We start from the raw sequence: 24,069 nt of genomic DNA, 5'->3' as shown, positions 1-24,069 counted from the left end.
ATTGAACCACCATCACGGCGGTGACAACGCTGCCCGCACCAATTGTTCGGTCTGCTGAAAAAAGATTTCCAGGATTTCGAGTTTGGCGTACACCTCATCCCAGTCACCCAGTTCCGCACTCCCTTTGAGTCGCAGGGCCTGGGTGGCCAGACGGGACGAACCGACCATCTCGGCGGCGGTACGCAGATCCAACAGGGATTTCACGGTCTGCCGCTCATGACCATTCTGCACCGCCCGACGCAGCTCGGACATCAAACCCGGACCCCGTTTCAAAAATTCAGCCCGATATTCTGCCAAAGTCGAGGAATCCACCTCCACCGGTTGCAGTACGATCTCCTTGTGGACCAGCGGACCGGATCGGAATTTCAAAAACGGTTCAATGGCCTTCAGCAGTTCATGGGCACGATAGGGCTTGCGGATAAACCCGTTCATATTCAGATTCTTGCACTTTTGCTCCTCGGTCTGGAGCGCATTGGCGGTGATGGCGATGATGGGAATGTCGGGATTGATGATTTGATCTGAAGTCGCGTGACGAATCCGTTCCGTGGTATCAAAACCGTTCAGGATCGGCATCTGCAAGTCCATGAGTACCAGATCGAAGGCGGTTTGCCGGGCCATCAGCAGATCCAGAGCCTCCTGACCATGATTGGCGATCGTCACCAGGTGACCCGCCTGCTGCAAAATGACGGTGGCCAACACCTGATTGGGCACCAAATCCTCGACCAGCAAAATCTGCAACGCGATGAAACCAGAGGAACGCTGACCTTGCGGAATCTCTCCTGTCGTCTGCTCCATGGGGAGGTGCCCCAACACCTGGAGGATGCTTTTTCTCAGCGCATAACAGCGCAACGGCTTTTTGAGGGTCAGGGGATGTTTCAGCCACGGAATCCGTTCCAGTTTATTGGAACTCAAGGTCGTGGGCAACAACACCAGAATCCGGCCATAATGCCCAAGCCGCTCTTCCAGCCACTCCGGCTGCGCCACATCCTGCCACAGCAACGGTTCATCCAACACAATGATGTCAAAAGGCGACGGCTGCCCCGGCAGTTCCTTCAACCGGCTCTGCACCCCGGCCAGATCAGGAATCACCGTCACCGTGGCCCCAAAATCCTTCAGGATCTCCTGAACCACCCGACCGAGTATGGGATGTCCGATCCCCAGCAACACCCGCACCCCGGAAATGGTAAGCGGCTCCGATCCGGATGATCTTCCCCGCTGCTCCAGACAGGCCTGCCGATGCGTGCGCTGTTCCAAAGCCGTCTGAAAAGGAAGCGTGAAATGAAAAGCACTGCCCTGTTCCACCACGCTTTCCACCCAGATCTCCCCGCCCATCAACAAGACCAAATGCTTGCACAGGGACAACCCCAAACCCGTACCCCCATATTTTCTGGTGGTGGACTCGTCGGCCTGCGTGAATTTCTCAAACACCATACCGAACTTGTCTGCGGGAATGCCGATGCCGGTATCGATCACGGAAAAATGCAGACTCACCCCGCTCGGGTCGGAAGCCTCGGTGACCGGGATCTGTTCCACCTCAACCACCACCGACCCTTGATCGGTAAACTTGATGGCATTGTTGATCAGGTTGGTCAGCACCTGATGCACCCGCAAGGGATCTCCCATCAAGGTTTCCGGCAACTCCAGCGGCACATGGCCAATCAACTCCAACCCCTTCTGGTGGGCCTTGAACGCCAAAGTCTCGCAGGCACTCTCCACCTGTCCGCACAAATCAAAAGGAATGTGCTCGATGGTATACTGTCCCGCCTCGATCTTGGAAAGATCCAACAAGTCATTGACCAGTTGCAACAAAGAAAGGGAGGCATTCAGAATGATCTGATGATAATTATCGCTCTCTTCCCGTGAAACCGATGAATGGATCATCAGATCGGTCATGCCAATGATGGCATTCATGGGACTGCGAATCTCATGACTCACATTGGCCAGAAAACTGCTTTTGGCCCGATTGGCGGATTCCGCAGCCTGCAACGTATCCTTGAGCGAGTGAAGCAGGGCTTTTTCCGAGGTCACATCACGGAAGAAGATGGTCAGTTGCACCTCTCCTTTCCATTGACCGATGGTCATCGCCAATTCCAGATCGATGATCCGACCATCCGCACAGTGGCCCACACAGGAAATACGCCGCTGCATGGTGCGCGCATCGTTGCCCGTGTGAAAGGAACGGGCAATCGCCTCCTGCCAAAAGGTCTGCATCTCCGGATCGACGATCACCGACTCGATGGGCATGCCATCCAGTTGGGCATGGGAATAGCCCAGCAACTTCTTGGCCGACTCGTTACTGGCCACGATGCGGCCCTGCAAATCCACGGACACGATCCCGTCGGAGGCGTAGTCGAGAATGGCCTGAAGATTGGCATCCCGTTCCAGCAACTCCATCCGGTTTTTTTCAAATTCCAGATGAGCGCGAACCCGGGCCAGCACAACCGAAGGCTTGAAGGGTTTGGTGATATAGTCGATCGCCCCCAGGGAAAATCCAAAGCTCTCCTCTCCCGCACTGTCTTTGGCGGTCAAAAAGATGATCGGAATCTCTCGGGTTTTCGCATCCTCCTTGAGTTCCTGGCAAACCTCGTAGCCGTTCATTCCCGGCATGACCACATCCAACAAGATCAGGTCGGTGCGTCTGCTTCTGGCGATCTTCAACGCCGTCGCACCGTTGTTGGCGGCCATCAATTCATAATAGTCTTCCAGAATTCCCATGACGATCTTGATGTTGGCAGGCACATCATCAACAATCAAAACGGTCTGCTTGCGATTACTATCCATTGGTAAAATCCAGATCGATATGAAGTGCCTGAATGATCTGACCAAGATAGGACGATGCCTCCTCGAAGTCAAATCGATCCAGACTCTGCGCCATCTGATCCACCACCTCTTGCAATTCCCCTCCCGATAACAGGGTCTGCAATTGCGCACAAAGATCCAGCGACAAAAGATTGTAATGATCGATCTGGACCACCAATTGTTTCAACAAAGGGACAACAACCGCAGGATCCCGGCAGAGATCGAGACAAGACGTCCCTTCCGGAGACAATCCCTGGGAATAGGCCTCTTTCAGCAAGACGATGGAAGACAACACCTGACGCAACTCAACCTGAAACGTCTGCGTCAATCCCACCCAGTTGTGACGCTCATGGGCGCGAAGGCCCTGTTCCAACGCCTGGGCCGCCATAAACAGCGCATCCGCGGAAAGATTGCCCGCGATGCCCTTGACCGTATGGGCCAGACGCATGGCGGACTGGATCTCCTCCGGACCATCCTCCCGCAACGCTTGCGCAATACGCTGATCGCTGTCGGAGAACTCCCGTTCAAATTCCAGCAGCACGGAACGCAACAGCTTGTGATTCCCATTCAGCCGCTCCAGGGCCTGATTGACCCCGATTCCAGGCAGGGATGACGGCAGACAGACGGTCCGCATCCCGGAAACCACAGGCTCCGGATCCCGGGACATGGGTGCCGCGGTCAATTCCGGCCTGTTGAGTACCGGGATCGATGCGTGTTGCAGCGGTTTATGCTTGCGTTTGATCCATTGCATCAAGGCCAGGATCAACTGCTGCTGATCGATGGGCTTGGTGATGTGATCGTTCATGCCCGCTTCCATACTCTTATCATAATCTTCCTGCATCGCATGGGCGGTCATGGCGAGAATGGGCAAAGCCTGCCAACGGGAGTCGGCGCGGATGGCGCGTGTCGCGGCATAGCCATCCATTTCGGGCATCTGGACATCCATCAACACCAGATCGTATGTTCTGGTCATCACCAGACTCACGGCTTCCAGGCCGTTCTCGGCGATATCCACCACGATTCCGATACTTCTGAGAATCTCCCGGGCCACCTGCTGATTGATGCTGTTGTCTTCGACCAGCAAGACCCGGGCACCCCCCAGGGCCTGAATAATGTGCTGCCGGTCCATGATCGGCAAAGCGGTGGCATGGGAACGGACCATTTTCCGGTCGAACAGTTCCAGAATGGTGTCAAACAGATGGGAAGGGGTCACCGGTTTGATCAAACAGGCGTCCAACTGGAGTTCTCCCGCTCCCTGTTCGGCGGCTTCCTGACCAAAGGCCGTGGTCAGAACAATTTTTGGCAAGCTAATGGGGTTGTCATCCGTTTGCACAATCGGCTCATGCCCGGACAAATCCTGCACGGTCCAGGTCAACTGCGGATCACCACGGATGATCCGGATGGCCTCGATCCCATCCATGCCGGGCATGCTCCAATCCATGAAAATCAGGTGATAGGAACGCCCACCGGCCAACGCGGCACGTAACGCCAGCAACGCCGCCTCGCCACCGTCCACCGCCTCGGCCACGAGGCCGAAAGAGCGCAGGGTTTCCGTATAGACCATGCGTACCGTGGCATTGTCGTCCACCACCAAAGCCCGCAAATTTTTCAGATCCTGGGGCAAAACCAAGGCGGAAGGCTCCGATCGGTGCCCCAAAAGCACGGTGAAATGAAAAGTGCTACCTTGACCGACGGCACTTTCCAGCCAGATTTCACCGTCCATCATTTCCACCAGACGTTTGCAAATGGTCAACCCCAACCCGCTGCCGCCAAATTTGCGCGTAATGCTGTCATCCGCCTGGGTAAAGGAGCGAAACAGTCTGACCTGCTGTTCCGGGGCGATGCCGATGCCGGAATCCTGAACCGAAAAATGGATCCGCGCCGCATCCGCCGTCAACCCGATGGGTTCGGCGCGAATGGTGATCTCTCCGTGGGAGGTGAATTTGATGGCGTTGCTGATCAGGTTGATCAACACCTGTTGCAGACGCAATGGATCACCCAACAACAGACCGATGGCATGGGATGGCGCCACCACGATCAATTCGATATCCTTGTTGACGGCGCCCTGCTTGCATGCATCGATGGCCTCTTCCAGCAATTCGTACAAATGAAATTCCAGGGATTCCAAGGTCATTTTGCCTTCTTCGATCTTGGAGAAATCAAGAATATCATTGATCACCCGCAACAGGTTGCGGGCGGATCTTCTGGCCTGAACCAGAAAATCCCGGGTGCGATGCGAAAGGTCCGTGTTCAAGGCCAGATCGATCATGCCCATCACCCCGTTCATGGGGGTGCGGATCTCATGGCTCATATTGGCGAGAAACCGGCTCTTGGCCAGATTGGCCTGATCGGATTCCAGCCTGGCCTGATTGGAGGAGCGTGCATGGTCGAGGGCGACTTCCAGTTCCGCGGTGCGCTCCCGCACCATCTCCTCCAGATGCCCATGATACGCCGCCAGCGCCTCTTCGGCGCAACGCAGGGCCTCCAGGGGAATGCGTCGCCCCGGACCAAAAATGACCCAGGCAATCAAACAACCGACCAGCAATACCACCCCACCGATCACCAACTCGTCCCACAACGACACCCCGACCACAAGAACGCCCACCGGATGGCCGAAGGCATGCACCGATTTGCTGTGACCATGGAAATACCAGCGCCATTCCGGACCTCCGGAAAACACCATCTGCCCATCCCGGTCGTTCAGACGAAAATACTGACTGGGTTCGACATACGACTCATACATGGCTTGTATTCTGCTTGCGTTGTTTTCCCAGTTGTCCGGCTGTTTTTGAATGTATTGTTCGATGGTCTTGGTCTGAAAAACAAGACTGGCCTCCAAGGCGCGATCCATGCTGGAAACCACAAAACTGCCGTACAGCAAAACCGGCAGCACCACCAGCAACAAGGCGATTCCGGCTGCCAGTCTGGTGACGGTGCGGGAGATGGAGTGGTAGAAACAGACCTGGGACATGGATACGCTCAAGGATCGAGCGGCAGATAATGATGACTCAGCAGCACGGCTTTGGCCTCCTTGCTGTGCAGGAAATCCACGAATTGCGTCACCACAGGTTTCGGCTGAGGCGGCACGACCACCGTGAGGACTTTGCGCCATGCATAGCTGCCATCCTGAATCGTGGCGAGAGAGGGCGTCACGCCCTGGATGGCAAACACGGTCAGACGCTCATCCACCAGGGCCAGGGTGGTCGGTCCAAAGGAACCCGGGGTCTGTTTCAGCAAGGCCAGGGTATCGAGATCGTCTTGACCAATCACCATGCCCGGACGCTTCCCGGCCACATCGACAGCCTTGGCCATGGCCGGAGACATGGACTTCATCACCAGCGTATCGCTCTCGAAGCTGGCCCGCAGCACCAGACGGATCGGCACGCCCCCATCCCAGGTTGTCTGACTGCCATCGAAGACAGTCGCCAGTTCGTCGAGGGTGAAGCCATTTTTCTTCTGCCCTCCCGCCGAGACAAAAACAAACGGAGTCACCGCCAGTTCAAAAGAGTTGCCAATCCGTGTCCGCTCTTCCGGGGTTGGGGAACGACCGGAAAAAGCCAGATCGAGACTGCCTTTCGCCAGGGCTTTCATGGCTCCGCCGGAACCCAGTGGCGGACTCACCTGATCCAGGCTCACCCCGGGCGCCTGTTTGCTGAAGGCGTCGAACAGTCGCGTGACAATCGGCGCGGAGGAACCGGTACCCCCCACTTTCAAGGTTTCCGACCAACCCGGACGAACCATGCCGATCACCAGAAACACCAAAAAAACAGCAACACCCCTTCCAGATAATGCACGTTTCATGATTCTCATTCCCAAGAGATTGCAACCGGCACACACCAAACACGCTTCCGAGCATCCGCCCGCGCTCCCGCCCTCCCAGACAAAGCCGGACCCCTCATGGCCACGACCACCATCCGGCGGGCCCGCCTTGCTGAAGTGGATTCATAATGGATACTTCCCCGATTCATTTCAAGAAATTTGGCCGGATTCCCATTTTTTTCATTCCCCCTCCCCTTTTTGCGATCCCCCCATCCGACGACATCCGAATGGCAAAGCCAAAGCCGCCGGTCCGGTGGCACGGGTTGACGAACTTGCCTCAAATGGAGCATGCTTGATGATGGGGAAACCATCGTGAAACGATGCCCTCCCCATGCAAGACACCTCCCTCAGCCAGCGTGCAGACCGGAGGGAAACCTGAAGAAAGCCATCGTTTCGCGGCACAAAGAGAATGACGGATCCTCATTCATGATCGATATGAAGGATGTACGATGCGGATAACAATCCTGGGAAGCAATTTCGCCGCACTGGAAGCCATCAAGACACTCCGGAAAAAAGATCCAGGCCGTCAACTGGAACTGACGGTCCTCTCTCCCAAACCACAATTTCTCTATTACCCGAGTCTGATCTGGATTCCCTCCGGGGAACGAAACGGGTCGGAAATCGTGGCGGATCTGAGTGGATTCTTTCAGCGCATGGGGGTGCATCATCATCAGGCGGAAGCCACAGGGATCCGGGACAAGGGACGCATCGTCACCACCGCGGATGGCGCAATCCACAACGATGCCCTGTTGATCGCCAGCGGTGGCACCTATTTGCGCAAGCTTCCCGGCATCGAGCATACCATCAATCCCTGCGCCGGCATTCCCATGGTAGAAACGGTACGGGATCGATTGCAACAGATGTCCGGGGGAACCATCGCCTTCGGGTTTGCTGGCAATCCCGTGGATCCCCAGGGGGTACGGGGAGGCCCCATGTTTGAATATCTGTTCGGCATGCACACCCATTTGTTGCGCACAGGCCGCCGGGATCGTTTCAATCTGGTCTTTTTCTCCCCCATGGCGGAACCCGGCAAACGGCTTGGCCCCCGGGCGGTGCAAGGTCTGTTGTCCACCATGGCGGAAAAGAAAATCGCCACCCGACTGGGAGAAAAAATTCTGGGGTTCACCCCGTCCGGGGTCACGCTGGAGGGAGGAGAGTTGGCCGCCGACCTGACGTTGTTCATTCCGGGCATGGGTGGACTGCCCTGGTATGCGGAGACCGGATTTCCACTCTCTGCGGGTGGATTCATCACAGCGGATGCCCACTGCCGGGTGACAGGCCATGAGCGAGTCTATGTGGCGGGTGATGCCGCCAGTCTGCCCGGACCGGAATGGCGGGCCAAACAGGCCCATATGGCCGAACTGCAAGCCCGGGCCGCCGCTGCCAATCTGTATGACGATCTGATGGGAAAACCGGGACAGGCCACCTTCCGCAACGAACTGATTTGCATCGTCGATTCCTTGAACTCCGGCATGCTGGTCTCGCGGCTGGAGTGGTTCGATCTGATCCTGCCCCCCTTGCGGCTCATGCACTGGGTCAAGCAATTTCTGGAGTACAAAAGCCTCCGCCCCTACACCTGATCCCCCTTGCGATAAAAAAAGGGGCGGTTCACACCGCCCCTTGCCGATTCACGCTGTCTTTAAGGAAATCCGCAGGTCAATAACAGCGGCCACCCGACTCCTGAAGCAGTTGTTCCACCTTCTCGTGATGGTTTTCCACAGCCATCAACCGGGCCGTGACCCCTTTGTTGTTCATCTCATTGATCCGGGATCCCCGTTCCAGCAGCAACGCCACGGTTTCCAGATGGCCTTTCATGGAAGCGAACATCAGGGCGGTCATGCCGTCTTCGTTTTTGACGTGAATGTCCGCATGGTGATCCAACAAAGTCTTCACCACCTCCGTGTGCCCATGTTCCGCGGCCTGAAGCAACGCGGTACATCCGCAGATATGATTTTTTTCCAACGACGCGTTGTGCTTCAATAACAGCTTGACACTCTCCAACTGCCCCTCCTGGGCCGCCAACATCAAAGCGCTGTTGCCGGTTTTGTCCTGGGCGTTGATATCCGCCTTGTGTTCCAGCAGTTGGGCCACCAGCTCGGTATTGCCAACCTTGGCGGCGAGCATCAGGGAGGTCCGCTCCTTGTTGTCACGGGCATCGATCTTGGCGCCGTGGGCCAGAAGACTCTCCACCACCCGCTTCTGACGAGCCCGCTCTTCCGGAGTCTTGAGGGCCAGCCGGGAGGTTTTCAGCAAGGCGCTCCAGCCGTGATTGGTCTGATAGTTGACATTGGCCTCGCGCTTGAGCAAAGCATCCACGGTCTGGGGCTGCAACCACTCGCTGGCCAGAATCAGCGCGGTGCATCCGGCCCGGGGATGAAAGGCGTTCACATCCGCGCCTTTTTCCAACAGCATGTCAATCAGCTTGAAATGGGATTCCTGAATCGCCCACATCAGCGGCGTCATGCCGGTCTGACTGGGTTGATTGATGGCCGCCCCCTGCTCCAGCGCCTTGACAACCCCATCCAGATTGCCCTCGATGGCATAACGCATGATCTCGGCGGGTGGCGTTTCGTCCGCGGCAAAAGCGACAGGGGTGGCGCCCAACAGGCCCACCACGGCCAGACAACGCAGCAAATGGTTCATCCGGGGATCCTCCTCCATAAAGTCAAACAATTCAAGTTGTCGTATCGCAGGAAGGTTTACGCTCCCGGAACAATCCAGAAAAGATCTCCCTGCGAGACAAATCCTGTTGCCAGTCGCAACGTCGGTTGCTGGCCTGGACGAAGGCGTCACGGCGTTGCACCGTTTCGGTCCAGGCGGAAAACACCGCCTCGGGATTGGCATATTTATGCAAGGATTGTACCAGAGGTTGAATCAGATAGTCACCCAGAACCGGATCCCGATGCAAATGGGCCATCTGTTTTTGTCCCAGCAGATACACGGTCAACAGCGGCCCCAGCAGGCCGCCGGACTCCGGACCATCCGGCTCCCCCCATCCCGGGGGCAACGGCAGACCCGGATCCCGCATCGGCATCAGCACCCGCATGAGCATCCAGGGGGTCAGCAACAAGAAAATCCTCCAGGGATCCAGATGGCGGAACGAACGGGCCTCCACTGGCCAACCCCGGGGCGGCATGGCCCAGAAATCCACCCCATTCTCCATCCCCTCCTGCCGATGGCTTTGATACAACTGGGTATAACGCTCCACGGTGACCGCTTGCAGGGCCGCGTCATCCGCCGGATGCAGGATCCAACCGGAGGTCATGTCACCCCCCCCGCGGCCAGTCGGACCGCGAGCCGTTCAAACCGCTCCCCCAGGGTCCGGTAAAAAATCAACCCGGCGGACTGACGCAACGCCGCCGCGAACTCAGGCAGACACAACAACAGATGGTCCCGCAACAAATGGGTCAAGACTTCACTTTCCGGCGAAACGACATCCACCGGTTTGCTGGCCATCACCTCCAGGCAATAAGACGACGCCTGCAACAAGACCCCCAGATAATCCAGTGGCTGCCCCTCCGCCACCTCCAGCCCGATCCGCTGATACAACTGAAACAATACCCCTTCCAGCGGTCCGCCCCATTGGCCATGGCGCCAAAAGGAAACAAAAGGCGGGCAGATGGTTTTGGGGAACCCGTTGACAAACAATCGGGTATGCTCACCCTGCCAAGCATCCAGCGGCAGTTGGCGCAACTCCGGCAGCACGTCGGCCAACCAGGGCGCGGAGGTGAGCGCCTCTTCTTCCAGGGCTTCCAGGGATTCGGCAACCGGTTGGGAAAGCAGATGGGCCAGCAGACTCAATTCGGCTGCCAGAAGCCGAGGCTCCTGGCAGCCGAAGGAACCGTGGCCGGATGGCTCGCCGTGGGGATCTCCGGAGCCGTGACGCAACGCTCCGGGACCACCACAGGCGGGTTCACACGGATCATTCATGTCATCACCAGGGAAACGCGTAGATGCCCGCGGCCATGAAGTAGTGCCGCAACAGATAACCACCGGTCAACACCAGCATCGAAGCCGGTACGATCACCCGTTTGCCACCCCAGTTTCCAAAGACGCACTTCAACTCCAGCGCCAAAGGCACCAGCAACCCACAACCGATGAAGCCCACCACCCAGCCCGCGGATCCCCACAGCATCGCCGCCGAACGATAGCCCCCTTCGGAGCCGGACAGGGTATAGTTGAAAAACGAGAACAGAATCACCAACTCGGCGGTAATCAACACCACGTCCACCCGCTCGTACAGAATGCGGATCGAGTGATCCACCCGGTGATAAATAAAGAGATACATCACGATCAGCAACCACGCCATGGCCGTGGAAAAAGCGGAAACCGTGAACAGAATCGGCACCGCCGGATTGTGCCACAGGGCCACAGCCGGAAAACTTTGCAACAACAGACCGGTATACACCACCGTGCCGATGCCTGTCAGGATCGAAACCCAACCGAGAATACCTTGGATTGGGGCCACTTTCGCCGCCACGGCCCGCACCAGATCCAGTTTCAGGACCGTACCCACCAAAGGCCAGTTCAGCAGGCGGGGTTTTTCCACCATAAAGGGCAACGCGTAAAGCAACGCCGTGATTTGCAACCAGATGATGAACTGCGATCCCCAGGCGATCCAGGAGTCCGGCTTGTGGAACACCCCCCAGGGGGTCAGGATGTAGATGGCGGCCCATTTGTTGAGCAGATGCAAAAACAACATGCCCGAACCCACCGCCATCATCGCCACACCGGAGAGAGCGCCCCACATCACCAGTTCTTTGGTCTTACTCAAATACATGTGGGTCAGAAAACTGACCGCGATGACCGCAGCCCCCATCCCCCCCAAAAACAGATAGATGGCAAACCACCAGGTCCAGTTGCTCTGCGTCGTGAAGGTCATGACTTCCATAACATCTCCTTTATCTTTCCGGAACATAGTAAACGTTGGGCCGGGTTCCGAGATGGGACATCAATGGTTTGGCCTTGCCACTTTTTACCAAAGTCGTGGCATGATAAGATGGATTGTCCAAATCGCAGAACATACGTGAATACCCGACACAGGTTTGCACGCAAGCCGGCGGTTCTCCGCGTTCCAGGCGATGGTTGCAAAACGTGCACTTGTCCATGCTGGGAGCCTTGCGATTCAGCACGCCGTAATACTCCTTGCCCGTCTTGATATCCTCACGGGTATAGGCGTAACGGGCATCATACGGACAGGCCATGGCACAGGCCTGACAACCCATGCACAAGGTTTCGTCCACCAGCACCACGCCGGTATCGGTCTGATAGGTCGCACCCGTGGGACAGACCGACATGCAGGGGGGATTGGAACAGTGATTGCACAATCTGGGCATGATGCGACGGGATACGTTACGCCCCTCTCCCAACTCCCGGTCCTGCACATAGGTACGCCACTGGTCCGACCAGACCGGAGTCTGATTTTCCAGAGAGCAGGCGGCCATGCAGGCGTTGCATCCCACACAGGTATTCAGGTCGATGACCATTGCATAACGGGTCATGAATAAACTCCTTGATTAAACGACATGGGACTCCACCCTCAAGCCAGTTTGGCGATGCGAACCGTGAATTCCTGGGAACGGAATCCCCCCACCAAGGGCTCCACCGTATTGGGAATCAGCTTGTTGCTTGCCGTGCCAATGCCGTAACTCAACCGCAACGCCTTGTTTTCCACCCCGAACGAGGAGTGCATGAACATCGTATCCGGATGGAGCAGGCGGGTGACAAACGCGACACCCTCGGCTTTTTGTCCCGACAGCGTGTTGCTGATGAGAATCCGGTCCCCGGATTGAATGCCCAACGTCGTGGCCCGTTCCGGATGGATCCAAATGCCGGTATAGATGTCCTTCTTGAAACGGTTGATGGCCGCCAACACCGGATTGTTGCTGTTGGTGGATCCATAAGAGACCGTGGGAGTCTTGCCATAGGTGAAATAGAATTCGTCGGCTTCCAGCGGATCCGACATGGCAAGACCGGAACGGCATTGCACCTCCATGGGAGCGGCCAGCAGGTTGAACGACGGCCCTTTTCCACCCATCTGCTGCAACCACAAAAACAGATTGCCGTAAAATTCCAAGCGTCCACTGGTGGTGGGCAGGGCCATTTTCCGTGGCATGGCGTGATGCGCCAGGATGTCATCACGATTTTGTTCCAGGAAAATGCCCCGTTTGGACAGTTCCTGCTCCAACACCTCCGGTCGGGTGTGGAGACGGGCGGCGGTGGATTCAAAAGCCGTCTCGCGACAGGCCTTGGCAAATGGACTGCGGGCCTTTTGCTTGCGGAATTTCTGATAGGCGGCCCAGGTCTCCTTGCCCGGAATGCCACTGAGTTGCTCCAACGCCCCCATGAAAGGCTCATGGCTGCCGCTGATGATTTCACTCAGATGCAGCAGAATGTCCGGGGTTTCCAGGGTATCGAACAAGGGGTCGATGGCCGCGAAACGGGTGGTGAGGGTCAGGTCGTGATTGACCCCATTGCCATACAAGGTGGGTTCGTCCCGTTCCAGATAGGTGGGATTAGGCAGTACCACATCTGCGTACAGAATGGTATCCGATGGCAGCACATCCACCACCACCACCAGTTCCATGTTTTTGTGGGACAGGATGTCCTTCCAACGGGTGTCCGGATAATAATGACGGATCGGATTGGCGGCATTGATGACAACCGCCCGACTCAGATAAGGCTCGCCCCCATAGGTCAACGTACCGTTCAAGGATTCCCAGAAACCGGTATCCGCCAGAGCCGGCACCGCCACCCCTTCGCGACCCGCCGCCCGCTCCTGCGCCGAAAAAGCGAAAGCCCACGCCGGCTTGCCATGGGGAAAGGTCTTGCCATTGGACAAGGCCTTGATCAACTCCCCGACAAACGGAATGCCCGCCATGGAAGTCATCAAGGGACCGGGCATGGCTTTTCCGGCCTTTTTGGCTTCCTGCCAGTTGGCGACCTTGTGGTGATACTCCCCGGACATGATCCAGCCACCTTCCCGGTCGATGCCCCCCACCAACGCCTGCAACATCGCCTGGGTACGCCGCAACATGTTGATGTTGGCGTAACGGGCCCCGTGCCAACCGGGATCGACAATCGGTCGTCCGGCCCTGGCGAACTCACGGGCGATGCGCTGAATGGTGAAGGCGGAAATGCCGGTACTCTTTTCGGCCCATTTGGGGGTATGGTTGGCGATTTCCGCCTCTTGGGCCTGAAGGACCGTCATCACCGGTTTGCCGTCCAGTACCATATCCTTGGGGGCGTACAACGCCAAAGCGGTGGGCTGACCGTTGATGTCCAGGCTGTTGTCGTTGGTGTAGGCGGGCAGCGTGACCACCTGACCGGTGAGTGCCTGAATCGCGTAGGGACGGCCCTGTTCATCCGTGGAGATCTTCCACTGGCCATCCTCGCCCCGATGGACCAGGAATGGCATGTTGCTGTGACGTTTCAGGAACTCGGCGTCATACAGCTTTTCTTCCAGAATGACGTGGATCAACGCGATCATGAAATCCAGATCGGTTCCGGGACGGATCATGATCCATTCATCCGCCTTGGAGGCGGTTTCGGAAAGACGGCTGTCCAACGCCACCACCCGCGCACCATTCTTGCGCCCGGTGGCGAAACGGACCATGCGGGAGGTGGAAACCGCGCCGATGGAGGCATTGTTGGCCACGAACAGAATGTAATTGGCGTTGTCGTAGTCCGGCAACACCTCGTCGTGGATATTGAAATTGCCCGTGACCGAGTCCGTGCCCAGATGGCCCGAGGCCACGCAGTGTTGCATGGGAGAGGCGATGATGTTGGGAATGCCATTGGACAGGGCAAACGGCACCGCCCAGTTCATGTAGAAGACACAAGAGGTCCAGCCGCCCACCATGGTGTATTCCCAGGGTTTGATGTCGGCCTTTTTGGCCTTGTCGGCGATGTAACTCCAAGCCTCCTCCCAGGTGGCGGCCCGGAAGCGGCCTTCCCCGCGTTTGCTGCCTTCCACCCGGATGAGGGGGGTCTTGATGCGGTCCACATCGTAGACCTGACGCAATCCCGATTGACCCCGGGCGCACAGTTTGCCCCGGTTCAACGTGGAGTGGGGATTGCCGTCCAGTTTGGTGATGCGGCTGGTGCCGTTTTCGGTTTTGACCGTGACTTGCAGATTGCACAAGGACGAACAGAAATTGCAAATGCTGTAGACTGTCTTTTGTGAGGCCTGCTGGGCTTCGGGACGGGCTTCCGCCGACCCCATCCAACGTCCCGGTTGAAGCAGACTCAAACCTGCCGCGCCAAGTCCGGCCTGCATCACTGTACGTCTGGACAGTTTGGGTAATCGCCAAGTCATAACCGTTTTCTCCCGTTGTTTCCTGGATGATTCATGCTCACGAACGACCAATCCGTCGCCCGGATCCTTAGTCTTGTCAGTCATGAGAGCAACGAATGTACCAATTGAATTTTCTTGGCGAATCCTCCCGATTCCACCCACCGGATACTCCAAAATAACGCAATTAAAATCAATGGATTGAACAAATACCGTTCCGGTTCCGCATCCATGTTTTCCAGGTCTGGTTTATGGAGGCGACATGCGCTAAACTGCCATAAATGTCAGACCGATCTTTTTGCTTGTCATTTATGGCAAAATCCATCCGAAGTTTTTCAAAATTACGTTAAAGGAACGATAACATGTCAGGTCATTCATCTCTATTATTAGAAGCATCATCTTTTCTCGACAGCTACAGCACACCCGCACTGCTGATGGATCTGAATTACCGGGTCGTGGCCTGGAATCGGGCCTATTCCCATCAATACCATGAACCCGACACGGAAATTCACCGTTATTGCTACGAGTTGTCCCATCAATACGACCGCCCCTGCGATCAAGTGGGGGAACCTTGCCCGATGTCCGCCTGTCTCGAAACCAAAACCCCGCAACGCATGCTGCACATCCACATCACCCCCCAGGGACGACAGTATGTGCATGTCGAAATGCGCCCCCTGATGGACAGCGATGGTCAAATCAGCCATCTGCTGGAGGTCTTCAGTCCAACCCGCATCGCGAGCGTGTCACCCAAACCCCTTGGACTGGTTGGTCACTCTCCGGCGTTCAAGAACATGCTCAAGCTGATTGATCGGGTCGCCAAAAGCCGGGTATCGGTGCTGCTCACCGGGGAATCCGGCACCGGCAAGGAGGTGGTTGCCCGCACCATTCACGAAGAGAGTCCACGGGCCAACATGTCGTTTGTCCCGGTGGAGTGTTCCGGACTGACGGAGGCGTTATTTGAATCGGAATTGTTCGGTCACGAAAAAGGCGCGTTCACCGGAGCGTTGCTCCAGAAAAAAGGACTGGTGGAACTGGCGGACCATGGCACCTTGTTTCTGGATGAAATCGGTGATGTGCCATTGCAGTTGCAAGTGAAGCTACTGAGATTGCTGGAGACCAAAACCTTCCGACGTGTGGGGGGAATCGATGCGTTGCACACGGATTTCCGTTTGATTTGCGCCACCCATCGGGATCTGCCCACCATGGTGGAGCGAGGGGAGTTCCGTCTGGATCTGTTTTACCGGATCAGCACCTTTCCCATTGTGCTGCCGCCCCTGCACGAACGACGGGAAGACATCGCGGTGCTGGCGCAGACCCTGATCCTGCGCCTGGACGAATGCCGGGGTAAACGCCTGACCGCCGCCGCCCTGGAGGCCCTGACCCGACACACCTTCATCGGCAACATACGCGAACTGCTCAACCTGATGACCCGGGGATGCCTGATGAGCGACGGAACCGATATTCTACCCGAACATATGGGCATCACCCCCACCCGTGGACCTGCCGACGCCTTGGGACATCTTTTTCCCTCCCTCCACGAAGAGAACATCATGACCCTGGAAGCCTGGGAGGCTCTGTATCTGGGACACCTCATCCATACCTTTCGCGGCAACAAAAAGGAGTTGGCCTCCAGACTGGGCATCAGCGAACGCACCTTGTATCGCAAGCTGGGAGAAGGGATCGCCGAAAACATGCCCGAATGACGGGTCACGGCTGAAAAACAGGACGGATGCGAGGCAAACGGCCAGAGATTGCCTCGCCGTTGCGCAAACTTCAGCGATCCAGCAAGGAAACGGACGCTTTCACCCTCCCAGCCCGGACATGTTCCAGGAGGAAGCCCCCGCCTCGCCCAGCTCGAAGTGATGACGTTGGGGTTTACGGGCTACGCCGGCCCGGATCCCATCCAGCAGGGTTTGATCCGAAGCCCCGTCCCGCAGGAGGGTTTTCAGATCCACCCGTTCCATGCCTCCGAGGCACAATACCAGCTCTCCCCGGGAGGTCAGACGCATGCGGTTGCAGGTGTCGCAAAAGTGGCGCGAACGGGCCGAAATGATCCCCACCTCCGCCTCGCTCCCGGCCATGCGAAAATAACGCGCCGGACCCGATCCCACCTCCCGGGGGTTGGCGACCGGCATCCAATGCCGACCTTCCCCGAGACAGGCCCGGCTGACAATCTCGTCCGCCGGGACATAACGTTCCGCCCCGCCCAATCCCGCCCGCCCCACAGGCATGGTTTCGATAAATCTCAACACCAGGCCATGCCGCACCGCAAAAGCGATCATATCCGGGATTTCGTGGTCGTTGATGTCACGCATCACCACCATATTGATCTTGACGGGTTTCAACCCGGTCCGCACCGCGGCCTCGATTCCCGCCAGCACCCGGCTCACATCCCCGCCCCGGGTGATGCGGGTAAAGGTTTCCGGATTCAGGGTATCCAGGGAGATGTTGACCCGCTGCAATCCGGCCTGGCGCAACGCGTCGGCATAGCGGTCCAACAGCAGGGCATTGGTGGTCAACGAAAGCTCATGCAATCCCGGCAAGGCCGCCAGTTCCCGGACCAACATCACCAGATTGCGACGCAACAAAGGCTCGCCTCCCGTCAAGCGGATGCGGTCGATGCCCAACTCCACAAACAGGCGGCTCAGACGCACGATCTCTTCCAGGGTCAACAACTGCTGGTGATTGGGCAACAAAGGTTCGCCCGCCGGACGGCAATAGTCACATTGCAAATTGCACCGGTCGGTCACCGACACCCGCAGATAACGCATGACGCGGCCAAAGGAATCGGTCAGGGGCATGGCGTTTTCAATCCGTCTCTGGAGCCGGATTGTCGTCCCGCCGCACCACGTGTCCACTCTTGCCGCCGCGTTTTTCCAGCAGACGGATGCCGCCGACCACCATCCAACGGTCCACGGCCTTGCACATGTCATAGATGGTCAACCCGGCCACGGATACGGCGGTCATGGCTTCCATCTCCACCCCGGTCCGTCCCAGGGATTTGACCTCGGCGCGAATTCGCATCCGACTGCCCGCCCAATCCGGCTCGAACGCCACAGCCACCGAGGTCAGATCCAGGGTGTGACACAAGGGAATCAACTGGTCCACCCGCTTGGCCGCCATGATCCCAGCCAGTCGGGCAGTCTCCAGCACATCCCCCTTGGACAACCCCCGATCCAGAATCAGCCGCAAGGTCTCCGGCGCCATGATCACCTCGCCTCCGGCCACCGCCACCCGCTCCGTGACCCCCTTGGCCGACACATCCACCATGCGGGCCGCACCCCGCTCGTCGAAATGGGTCAACTCCGCCGCGTCACTCATATTCGATCCATTGAATGGTCACATCATCCCCATCAACCAGTCTGGCCGGGGCTTCCGGCAGGACAATCCACACATTGGCCCTGGACAGACTGGTCAAAATGCCCGATCCCTGGTGTCCTGTCGTCTCCACCCAGACCCCGTTTTCATCAAAATGGGCCACCCCCCGAATGAAATCCATCCGGGAATGTTTTTTGTGCAAAGCGCCGCGAAAAGTTGCGCGCATGCGTTTCGGAGGCTCATCCGCCGCCCCCATCAGCCGCAACAAGGCGGGACGGACAATCAACAAAAAAACCGTCAGACACGAAACCGGATTGCCCGGCAACCCAAAAAACCGGGCACGGCCCAATTGGCCATAAGCCTGGGGCTTGCCGGGCTTCATGGCCACCTGCCAGAAATGGATCGCCCCCTGGTCCAGCAGCACCTCCTTGACCAGATCGTAATCCCCCACCGATACCCCGCCGGTGCTGATGACCGCATCGGCCTCGGCCCCGCCCCGGGCCAAAGCGGTGGCAATCGCCTCACGATTGTCCCGCACCAGCCCCAAATCCAGCACCTCCACCCCCAGGGCCATCAGAGCGGCGCGCAGGGCGCTCCGGTTGCTGTCATAGACCTGTCCGGGTTGCAGAGGCGTCCCCGCCCTGACCACCTCGTTGCCCGTGGATAACAAAGCCACCACCGGTCGCCGGTACACCTCCACCTGTTCGCAACCCAACGAGGTCAACAATCCCAAATGGGCGGGCCGCAACCGACATCCCCGGTTCAACACCACCGATCCGGCGGGAATATCCTCTCCCGCAGGTCGGATGTTCTCGCCGATCTTCCGACCGGCCACCGGCACCACAACCCGATCACCATCCCGTTGCACCAACTCCTGCATCACCACACCGTCGCAGCCAGGAGGAATCGGCGCCCCGGTCATGATCCGCACCGCCTCTCCCACCCCCAACCGCCGGGTCATCCGATCCCCCGCCGGCAGATCCGCCACCACCGTCAGGGTGACCTCCGACCCGGCATCGGAAAAGGACTGATTGCAAACCGCATAACCATCCATGGCGGAATTGTCATGGTTGGGCACGTCGGCAGAGGCCAGCACCGAAGCCGACAACACCCGCCCCAAAGCCTCTTCCACCCGGACCCAGACCCCCTCCTCCACAGGCCGGGTTTCAGCCAGCACCCAGGAACACGCCTCCTGAAACGAGATCATTTCACCACTATCCTTCTCCTGGACCCGGCGCTCACCCCATCATTCTCCCCAATCCCGACCCGAAAACGTTTACACTCAAAGACCGATGGCGGAAAGGTCCAATCCGTCAGGCCCCGCGGGAGGACACCAGAAATGGCTGCCGGTCAGAGGACGCGAAAAACGGAAAATGCCATCGACGATCCCATCTTCCTGACCCGTCATGCGCCGCAATTGCGCCTCGAACGCATTCAGGGAGCGTCCAAAGGCAATGAATACCAAACCTTCCCCGGACTGATCCGCCCAGGGCATGGAACGACGCACGATGAATGCCGCCGGCTCGAAACTTTCCTGAGCCGTGCGTTTGACGTGGGCCGACAAAGGAGCCTCTTCGATCTCCTCATTGTCCTCCCGACGCCGCCCGATGATGTGATCCTGGGTCTCCCTGGAAAAGGTTCCGAACATGGCCAGATCGTGACGCCATTGCTGCACCGCCACGAAGCTGGAACCATCCAGTCCAGGCCCGGCATCCCTGAGAATGCCAGCCGCCATGGCCTCCTCTCCATCCGGATTTTCCGTGCCGTCTTCATAACCGGTCAGATCCAATCCCCGGTCGTGTTTGAAAAGATCGATGCTGCGCACCGGTTGAAACGCCTCTTGCACCAGGGCCGTGACCGCGCGGGCATGATGCAGAATATGTCCCCGATCCTCGCCCCGCACCCAACACCACAAGTCCGCCTGGGTGGAAGGCACACAACAACCGGGACCGCTCATGGCCGGAAACGCGTGCAAACCGGGAATCCCCTGTCGCAGACCCTGCACCAGTCCCGGACCCAGGCCGATCACACAGGAGCCATCCAGAGGCAAGCTCTTCAGGGCGCACAACGCACGCCCGACATCCGCGCCAGGAATGGATTCAAACTCCACAACCCGTCCATGCGCAGGCAAGGGAGCAAGAATGCCGGTCTGAGAAGGTACAGCCATATCGGTCTCCTTGTTCACAATTCCGCATCAGCACTTGAATATCCGTGAATCGTCACGTCGCACCCCCGTCACGCCCCCTCAGGGTCGCGACGGCCTTTTGCACGATGGCTTCCAGTCTCCAGAAGGCCGCATGGGCTTCATCCCACGCCTCCATCTCCACGATCCCCTGTAACCGCACCGCCTGACTGGCCACACGCCCGGCACCGACCTCAGAAGCGGCTCCCCTCAGCCAGATGATTTCGCGCACCACGTCATCAAGCCGCCGATCCTCCAAAGCCTTTTGCAGCCTTTCCATGCGTTGCGAAACCGCATCCGGAAACCCGGATACACTCCCGGACTCCATCTCTCCTGGCGACTCCCCACCCGGCCCGATGCGTTCGGCATCATCGGACCGCAATCGACTCCACGTCCCATGATCCCGCCGGGTCCGCTCGGCCAACGGAAGGGTCACCGTTATGCGGGTACCTCTGTCCGCGGACGACTCCATCCGGATCGTCCCCCCCAAGGTCTCCACGATCAGCCTGGCGGAATAGGTACCCAGTCCCGTTCCCGCATTCTTGCCGATGGTAACATATTTCTCGAAAAATCGATCCCTGATCTTTTCCGGTACCATCCCCTGGTTGCCAATCTCGATCACCCCCATACCGTCATCACCCACACTCAGCTCGATGGTCACCCATGCCCCTTCCGGGGAGGCCTCCAAAGCGTTCTTGATCAGATTGGCCAGCATCGAGTAACACAAAACCTCTTCCGCCCGCACAAAAAAAGCATCCGATCCCCCACCATTCCGGATCCTGATGACCACTTTCAGCAGATGACCAGAAATCAAGGCCTGGGAATCATCCCGAATCCCCCGGATCACAGGAATCAAATCGATGTCCTCAGCCTCCAATCGATAGGAGCCCTGTTCCATGCGGTACAATCCCAAAGACAGATTGACCATATGCAACACCGTGACACCCGCTTTCCGCATCATCCGTACATAGTTCTGATGTTCCGGGGAGAGCGTGCCGGACTCCAAAAGAAGATCCGAATAGCCGATCAATCCATTCAAAGGGGATTTCATGTCGTGCCGGCTGATCAATTCCACATCCTGTTTCAATCGGTCGGCTTCAATCAATTCCTGGTTCTGTCGCTCCAAAACCTCTTTAATTGTTAATAAATACTCTCTATGCTCGCTCAACTGGCGTTCCGACTCCACCAATTGCCTGACCAGTTCCACCAACAAGGCATCACTGATACGCTTTTCCGCCAACGTGGCCTTTTGCTCCAAGATCAGGGACAACACCTGATCAATCAGAGGATCCTCCCGTTTGGCGCATTCGACCAGCAAAGCATGGTGTTCAAGCACCGGCAATCTCCTTCAACACACCATCAATTCCCACATCATCCAACGCCATCAATTTCCGTATCACAATCCCGATCACGGCCTTCCCACACAAGACAGAACCGTGTTGAGATGCAATCATCTCCGGGTCCAACTCTTGCACCTTTTCCAACGAAAACCGCAAGGCGGCATTTGAAGGCATGACCTTCCGGTGAAAATTGGCAAGCCCGGACAAAGGACAAGGGGTGTTGACTGTCGCGCAAAGATCTTGAGCACCTTTGGGAATGGATTGCTGACAGTCATGACACACCGCATCCAGACTCAGAAACAACATCCAATCCGAACCGTTTCCAAGACCGCCAAACAAATCGCTGCTGAAAAGGACTCCTGATTTTTCATCCCAGGTCATGAAACTGCCGGATGAATGCGCATAAGGGGTTGGTATAAAACGCAGCCTCCGGCCCGATTTCAAAATCAATTCCCGCCCCATCTCGTCGATGCAATGGGGTTCCAACCGGCCTCCGTAATGCCTGATGAAAGAGTTGTTTTCCTGCTTGGAAACCACCTTCAATGCAGGATTATCAATCATGTCTTCCAGATTGGGCAGACTGCCGCACAAATCGGGATCGTAATGATGGTAAATCAAATGACTGATGGCACCCGGCGCCGCGCCAGCCTGTAAAATCTTGCGCATCACCGTACTGAAATCCGGACGACTGCCCCCGTCGATCAAAACCGCCTCCCCATCCTCAACAATCAGATAAGGGTTGCTGGCAAACCCAATGGCTTTATCATAACGACCCACCCAATACACATTATCGGCCAACATGACTGGACGATTGTAATCAATGTTTGTTTTTATCATTTTTTATGACCCTCTGACCATCATATCACCATTTACTGATATTTCCGATCATACGAAACCAAAACAATCAACCCAGACAAACATTCATCATGCAATAGCTGTCTTCCGGACCAATACCGCCTTCCGGATACTCTTTTTTACCTCCAACCGACAGTCGCGTCAAAAGAAAACCCGCGCTTCCCGCGATGAAATCCTGTCATGCGGGGTCGTATTGAGTCCTCTTTATTTTGGTTCAGGATGGTCTGACGGGAAACACAAACAGATGGCTCTGCCGGGCTTGATGCGGGCGGATGTGCAGGCGGGGTCTTGGTGGTGTCTCCCGCTGGCCCAGGTCGTCCAGATAAGACGACACCACCGGCGATCTCCCCCACACACAGCAACGTTACGACCGACCCACGCCTCCGGCCCCTGCGGGGGTGGGTTCACATTGACCGATCAATTCAAATGCTGTCGCACCCAGGCCAACAAGGCATTCAAGGGCATGGCACCGGACTGACGCGCCATCTCCCGGCCATCCCGGAACAGCACCAGGGTCGGAATGCTCTGAATGCCGAACTCCGTCGCAATCATCCGCTCCTGCTCGGTATTAAGTTTGGCGACCCGCAGGTTTGGTTCCAGTTGGGCGGCGGCCTGGGCAAACACCGGAGCCATCATCTTGCAGGGACCACACCACTCCGCCCAAAAGTCCACCAGAACCGGAATGTGGTTATTGGAAACGTGACGATGAAAGCTCTCCGCCGTCAGGTTGACCGGAGCGCCTTGAAAAATCCGCTCCCGACAACGGCCGCAGGTACTCTGCATGGCGGGCTTGTCACGCCGCAGCCGGTTGGTCGCGGCACAGGAGGGACAGACAATCTGAAAAGTCTCGTTCATGGCAATCGATCCTGTTTTTCTCGATCAGGCAGCCGGAATCAACCCAGCCCGATCTCACGAAGAAGTTGTTTGATTTCGGCTTCCTTGTCCTGATACTGGCGAATTCTCCCCTCGATTTCATAGGGGGATTTGCCGTTCAGGTCCTGTATGGCGGATTGCAGAATGGTCAGCTCTTTCTTGAGCTTTTCCAGCTTCCGCACGACTTCAGGGGTCAAATTCAAGGCCGCATTGGCGTTCATCTGATCAGGCATCGGCAAAACCTTTCATTTGGAGAGATGTCAACATCATGCCAAAAACCACAAACCCGCACCCACAACCCGCCCATACTCTACACAGACAGCGACGACACACCAAAGCGAAAATTTGAAAACACGACGATCACGTTCTTGCCCGTTCAATCAACAAGCTCGTAAGCCGTGCCGCGCCCGCCACCGACCCTCTTGCGCAACACTCCAAGCGCGATCAATGCATGGATGTCGCGCAACGCTGAGGTGGACCCCAAATCAAGGACAGGAACCGGACCGAAATAAGCTACACCTCGTCCATGGATGAAGGCCGTTCCGGTTTTGGCCTTTGACTTTCGGAAATTGCAAAAATGTTTTCAATCA

Annotated in this window: 19 protein-coding genes; 2 read left to right on the top strand and 17 right to left on the bottom strand. The window is 57.2% G+C overall.

All coding sequences use genetic code 11. The features are described from left to right. Window positions 1–12: 12 nt before the first annotated feature. Genes HQL98_07600 through HQL98_07590 form a run of 3 tightly spaced genes read right to left on the bottom strand, consistent with a single transcriptional unit; the run spans window position 13 to window position 6,600 of the window. On the bottom strand, window positions 13–2,781 hold the full coding sequence (locus HQL98_07600; protein ID MBF0271910.1) for a response regulator: 2,769 nt from the start codon (window positions 2,779–2,781) through the stop codon (window positions 13–15). Then, window positions 2,774–5,770: a response regulator gene (locus HQL98_07595; GenBank protein MBF0271909.1), complete on the bottom strand. Its 2,997-nt coding sequence runs from the start codon at window positions 5,768–5,770 to the stop codon at window positions 2,774–2,776. The genes HQL98_07600 and HQL98_07595 overlap by 8 nt, the downstream gene beginning before the upstream one ends. 8 nt (window positions 5,771–5,778) lie before the next feature. Beyond that, window positions 5,779–6,600, bottom strand: a complete 822-nt coding sequence (locus HQL98_07590; protein MBF0271908.1) for a substrate-binding domain-containing protein — start codon at window positions 6,598–6,600, stop codon at window positions 5,779–5,781. Window positions 6,601–7,067: 467 nt separating this feature from the next. On the opposite strand from HQL98_07590, the gene HQL98_07585 reads away from it, so the two are divergent. Then, window positions 7,068–8,198, top strand: a complete 1,131-nt coding sequence (locus HQL98_07585) for an FAD-dependent oxidoreductase (protein ID MBF0271907.1) — start codon at window positions 7,068–7,070, stop codon at window positions 8,196–8,198. A 76-nt stretch (window positions 8,199–8,274) separates the two neighbouring features. Here HQL98_07585 and HQL98_07580 read toward each other — a convergent pair whose 3' ends face one another. From HQL98_07580 to HQL98_07555, 6 genes are read right to left on the bottom strand one after another with little or no spacing between them, the layout of a single operon-like run. Then, entirely contained in the window at window positions 8,275–9,261 is a 987-nt protein-coding gene (locus HQL98_07580; protein MBF0271906.1) for an ankyrin repeat domain-containing protein, read from the bottom strand. Between the two features lie 31 nt (window positions 9,262–9,292). Continuing rightward, complete coding sequence (locus tag HQL98_07575; GenBank protein MBF0271905.1) at window positions 9,293–9,883, bottom strand: DUF3457 domain-containing protein; 591 nt, start codon at window positions 9,881–9,883, stop codon at window positions 9,293–9,295. Continuing rightward, on the bottom strand, window positions 9,880–10,548 hold the full coding sequence (locus tag HQL98_07570) for a molecular chaperone TorD family protein (GenBank protein MBF0271904.1): 669 nt from the start codon (window positions 10,546–10,548) through the stop codon (window positions 9,880–9,882). The genes HQL98_07575 and HQL98_07570 overlap by 4 nt, the downstream gene beginning before the upstream one ends. Window positions 10,549–10,552: 4 nt before the next feature. Continuing rightward, complete coding sequence (gene nrfD, locus HQL98_07565; protein ID MBF0271903.1) at window positions 10,553–11,509, bottom strand: polysulfide reductase NrfD; 957 nt, start codon at window positions 11,507–11,509, stop codon at window positions 10,553–10,555. A gap of 10 nt (window positions 11,510–11,519) precedes the next feature. After that, window positions 11,520–12,119, bottom strand: coding sequence for a 4Fe-4S dicluster domain-containing protein (locus tag HQL98_07560; protein MBF0271902.1), 600 nt, complete (start codon window positions 12,117–12,119; stop codon window positions 11,520–11,522). A 38-nt stretch (window positions 12,120–12,157) separates the two neighbouring features. Then, window positions 12,158–14,935, bottom strand: coding sequence for a molybdopterin-dependent oxidoreductase (locus HQL98_07555; GenBank protein ID MBF0271901.1), 2,778 nt, complete (start codon window positions 14,933–14,935; stop codon window positions 12,158–12,160). A gap of 338 nt (window positions 14,936–15,273) precedes the next feature. Between HQL98_07555 and HQL98_07550 the strand changes: the two genes are divergently transcribed. Continuing rightward, window positions 15,274–16,614: a sigma 54-interacting transcriptional regulator gene (locus HQL98_07550; GenBank protein ID MBF0271900.1), complete on the top strand. Its 1,341-nt coding sequence runs from the start codon at window positions 15,274–15,276 to the stop codon at window positions 16,612–16,614. Between the two features lie 99 nt (window positions 16,615–16,713). Here the strand turns inward: HQL98_07550 and moaA are convergent, their stop codons facing one another. The 8 genes from moaA to HQL98_07510 form a co-directional block, all read right to left on the bottom strand. Further along, window positions 16,714–17,712, bottom strand: coding sequence for a GTP 3',8-cyclase MoaA (gene moaA / locus HQL98_07545; protein MBF0271899.1), 999 nt, complete (start codon window positions 17,710–17,712; stop codon window positions 16,714–16,716). Between the two features lie 7 nt (window positions 17,713–17,719). Then, window positions 17,720–18,232, bottom strand: coding sequence for a cyclic pyranopterin monophosphate synthase MoaC (gene moaC / locus HQL98_07540; protein ID MBF0271898.1), 513 nt, complete (start codon window positions 18,230–18,232; stop codon window positions 17,720–17,722). After that, entirely contained in the window at window positions 18,225–19,436 is a 1,212-nt protein-coding gene (locus tag HQL98_07535; GenBank protein MBF0271897.1) for a molybdopterin molybdotransferase MoeA, read from the bottom strand. The genes moaC and HQL98_07535 overlap by 8 nt, the downstream gene beginning before the upstream one ends. A 75-nt stretch (window positions 19,437–19,511) precedes the next feature. Further along, window positions 19,512–20,396: a Dyp-type peroxidase gene (locus HQL98_07530; protein ID MBF0271896.1), complete on the bottom strand. Its 885-nt coding sequence runs from the start codon at window positions 20,394–20,396 to the stop codon at window positions 19,512–19,514. Between the two features lie 52 nt (window positions 20,397–20,448). Continuing rightward, a complete protein-coding gene (locus HQL98_07525; GenBank protein MBF0271895.1) occupies window positions 20,449–21,747 on the bottom strand; it encodes a HAMP domain-containing histidine kinase in 1,299 nt (432 codons plus the stop codon). Then, entirely contained in the window at window positions 21,740–22,588 is an 849-nt protein-coding gene (locus tag HQL98_07520) for an MBL fold metallo-hydrolase (protein MBF0271894.1), read from the bottom strand. The genes HQL98_07525 and HQL98_07520 overlap by 8 nt, the downstream gene beginning before the upstream one ends. Before the next feature lie 435 nt (window positions 22,589–23,023). After that, complete coding sequence (gene trxC, locus HQL98_07515) at window positions 23,024–23,461, bottom strand: thioredoxin TrxC (GenBank protein ID MBF0271893.1); 438 nt, start codon at window positions 23,459–23,461, stop codon at window positions 23,024–23,026. A 38-nt stretch (window positions 23,462–23,499) separates the two neighbouring features. Further along, a complete protein-coding gene (locus HQL98_07510; protein ID MBF0271892.1) occupies window positions 23,500–23,700 on the bottom strand; it encodes a hypothetical protein in 201 nt (66 codons plus the stop codon). Window positions 23,701–24,069: the final 369 nt, after the last annotated feature.

This window comes from Magnetococcales bacterium (assembly GCA_015231755.1).
Classification (GTDB): domain Bacteria; phylum Pseudomonadota; class Magnetococcia; order Magnetococcales; family Magnetaquicoccaceae; genus Magnetaquiglobus.
This window is presented reverse-complemented; position numbering and strand designations above follow the sequence as displayed.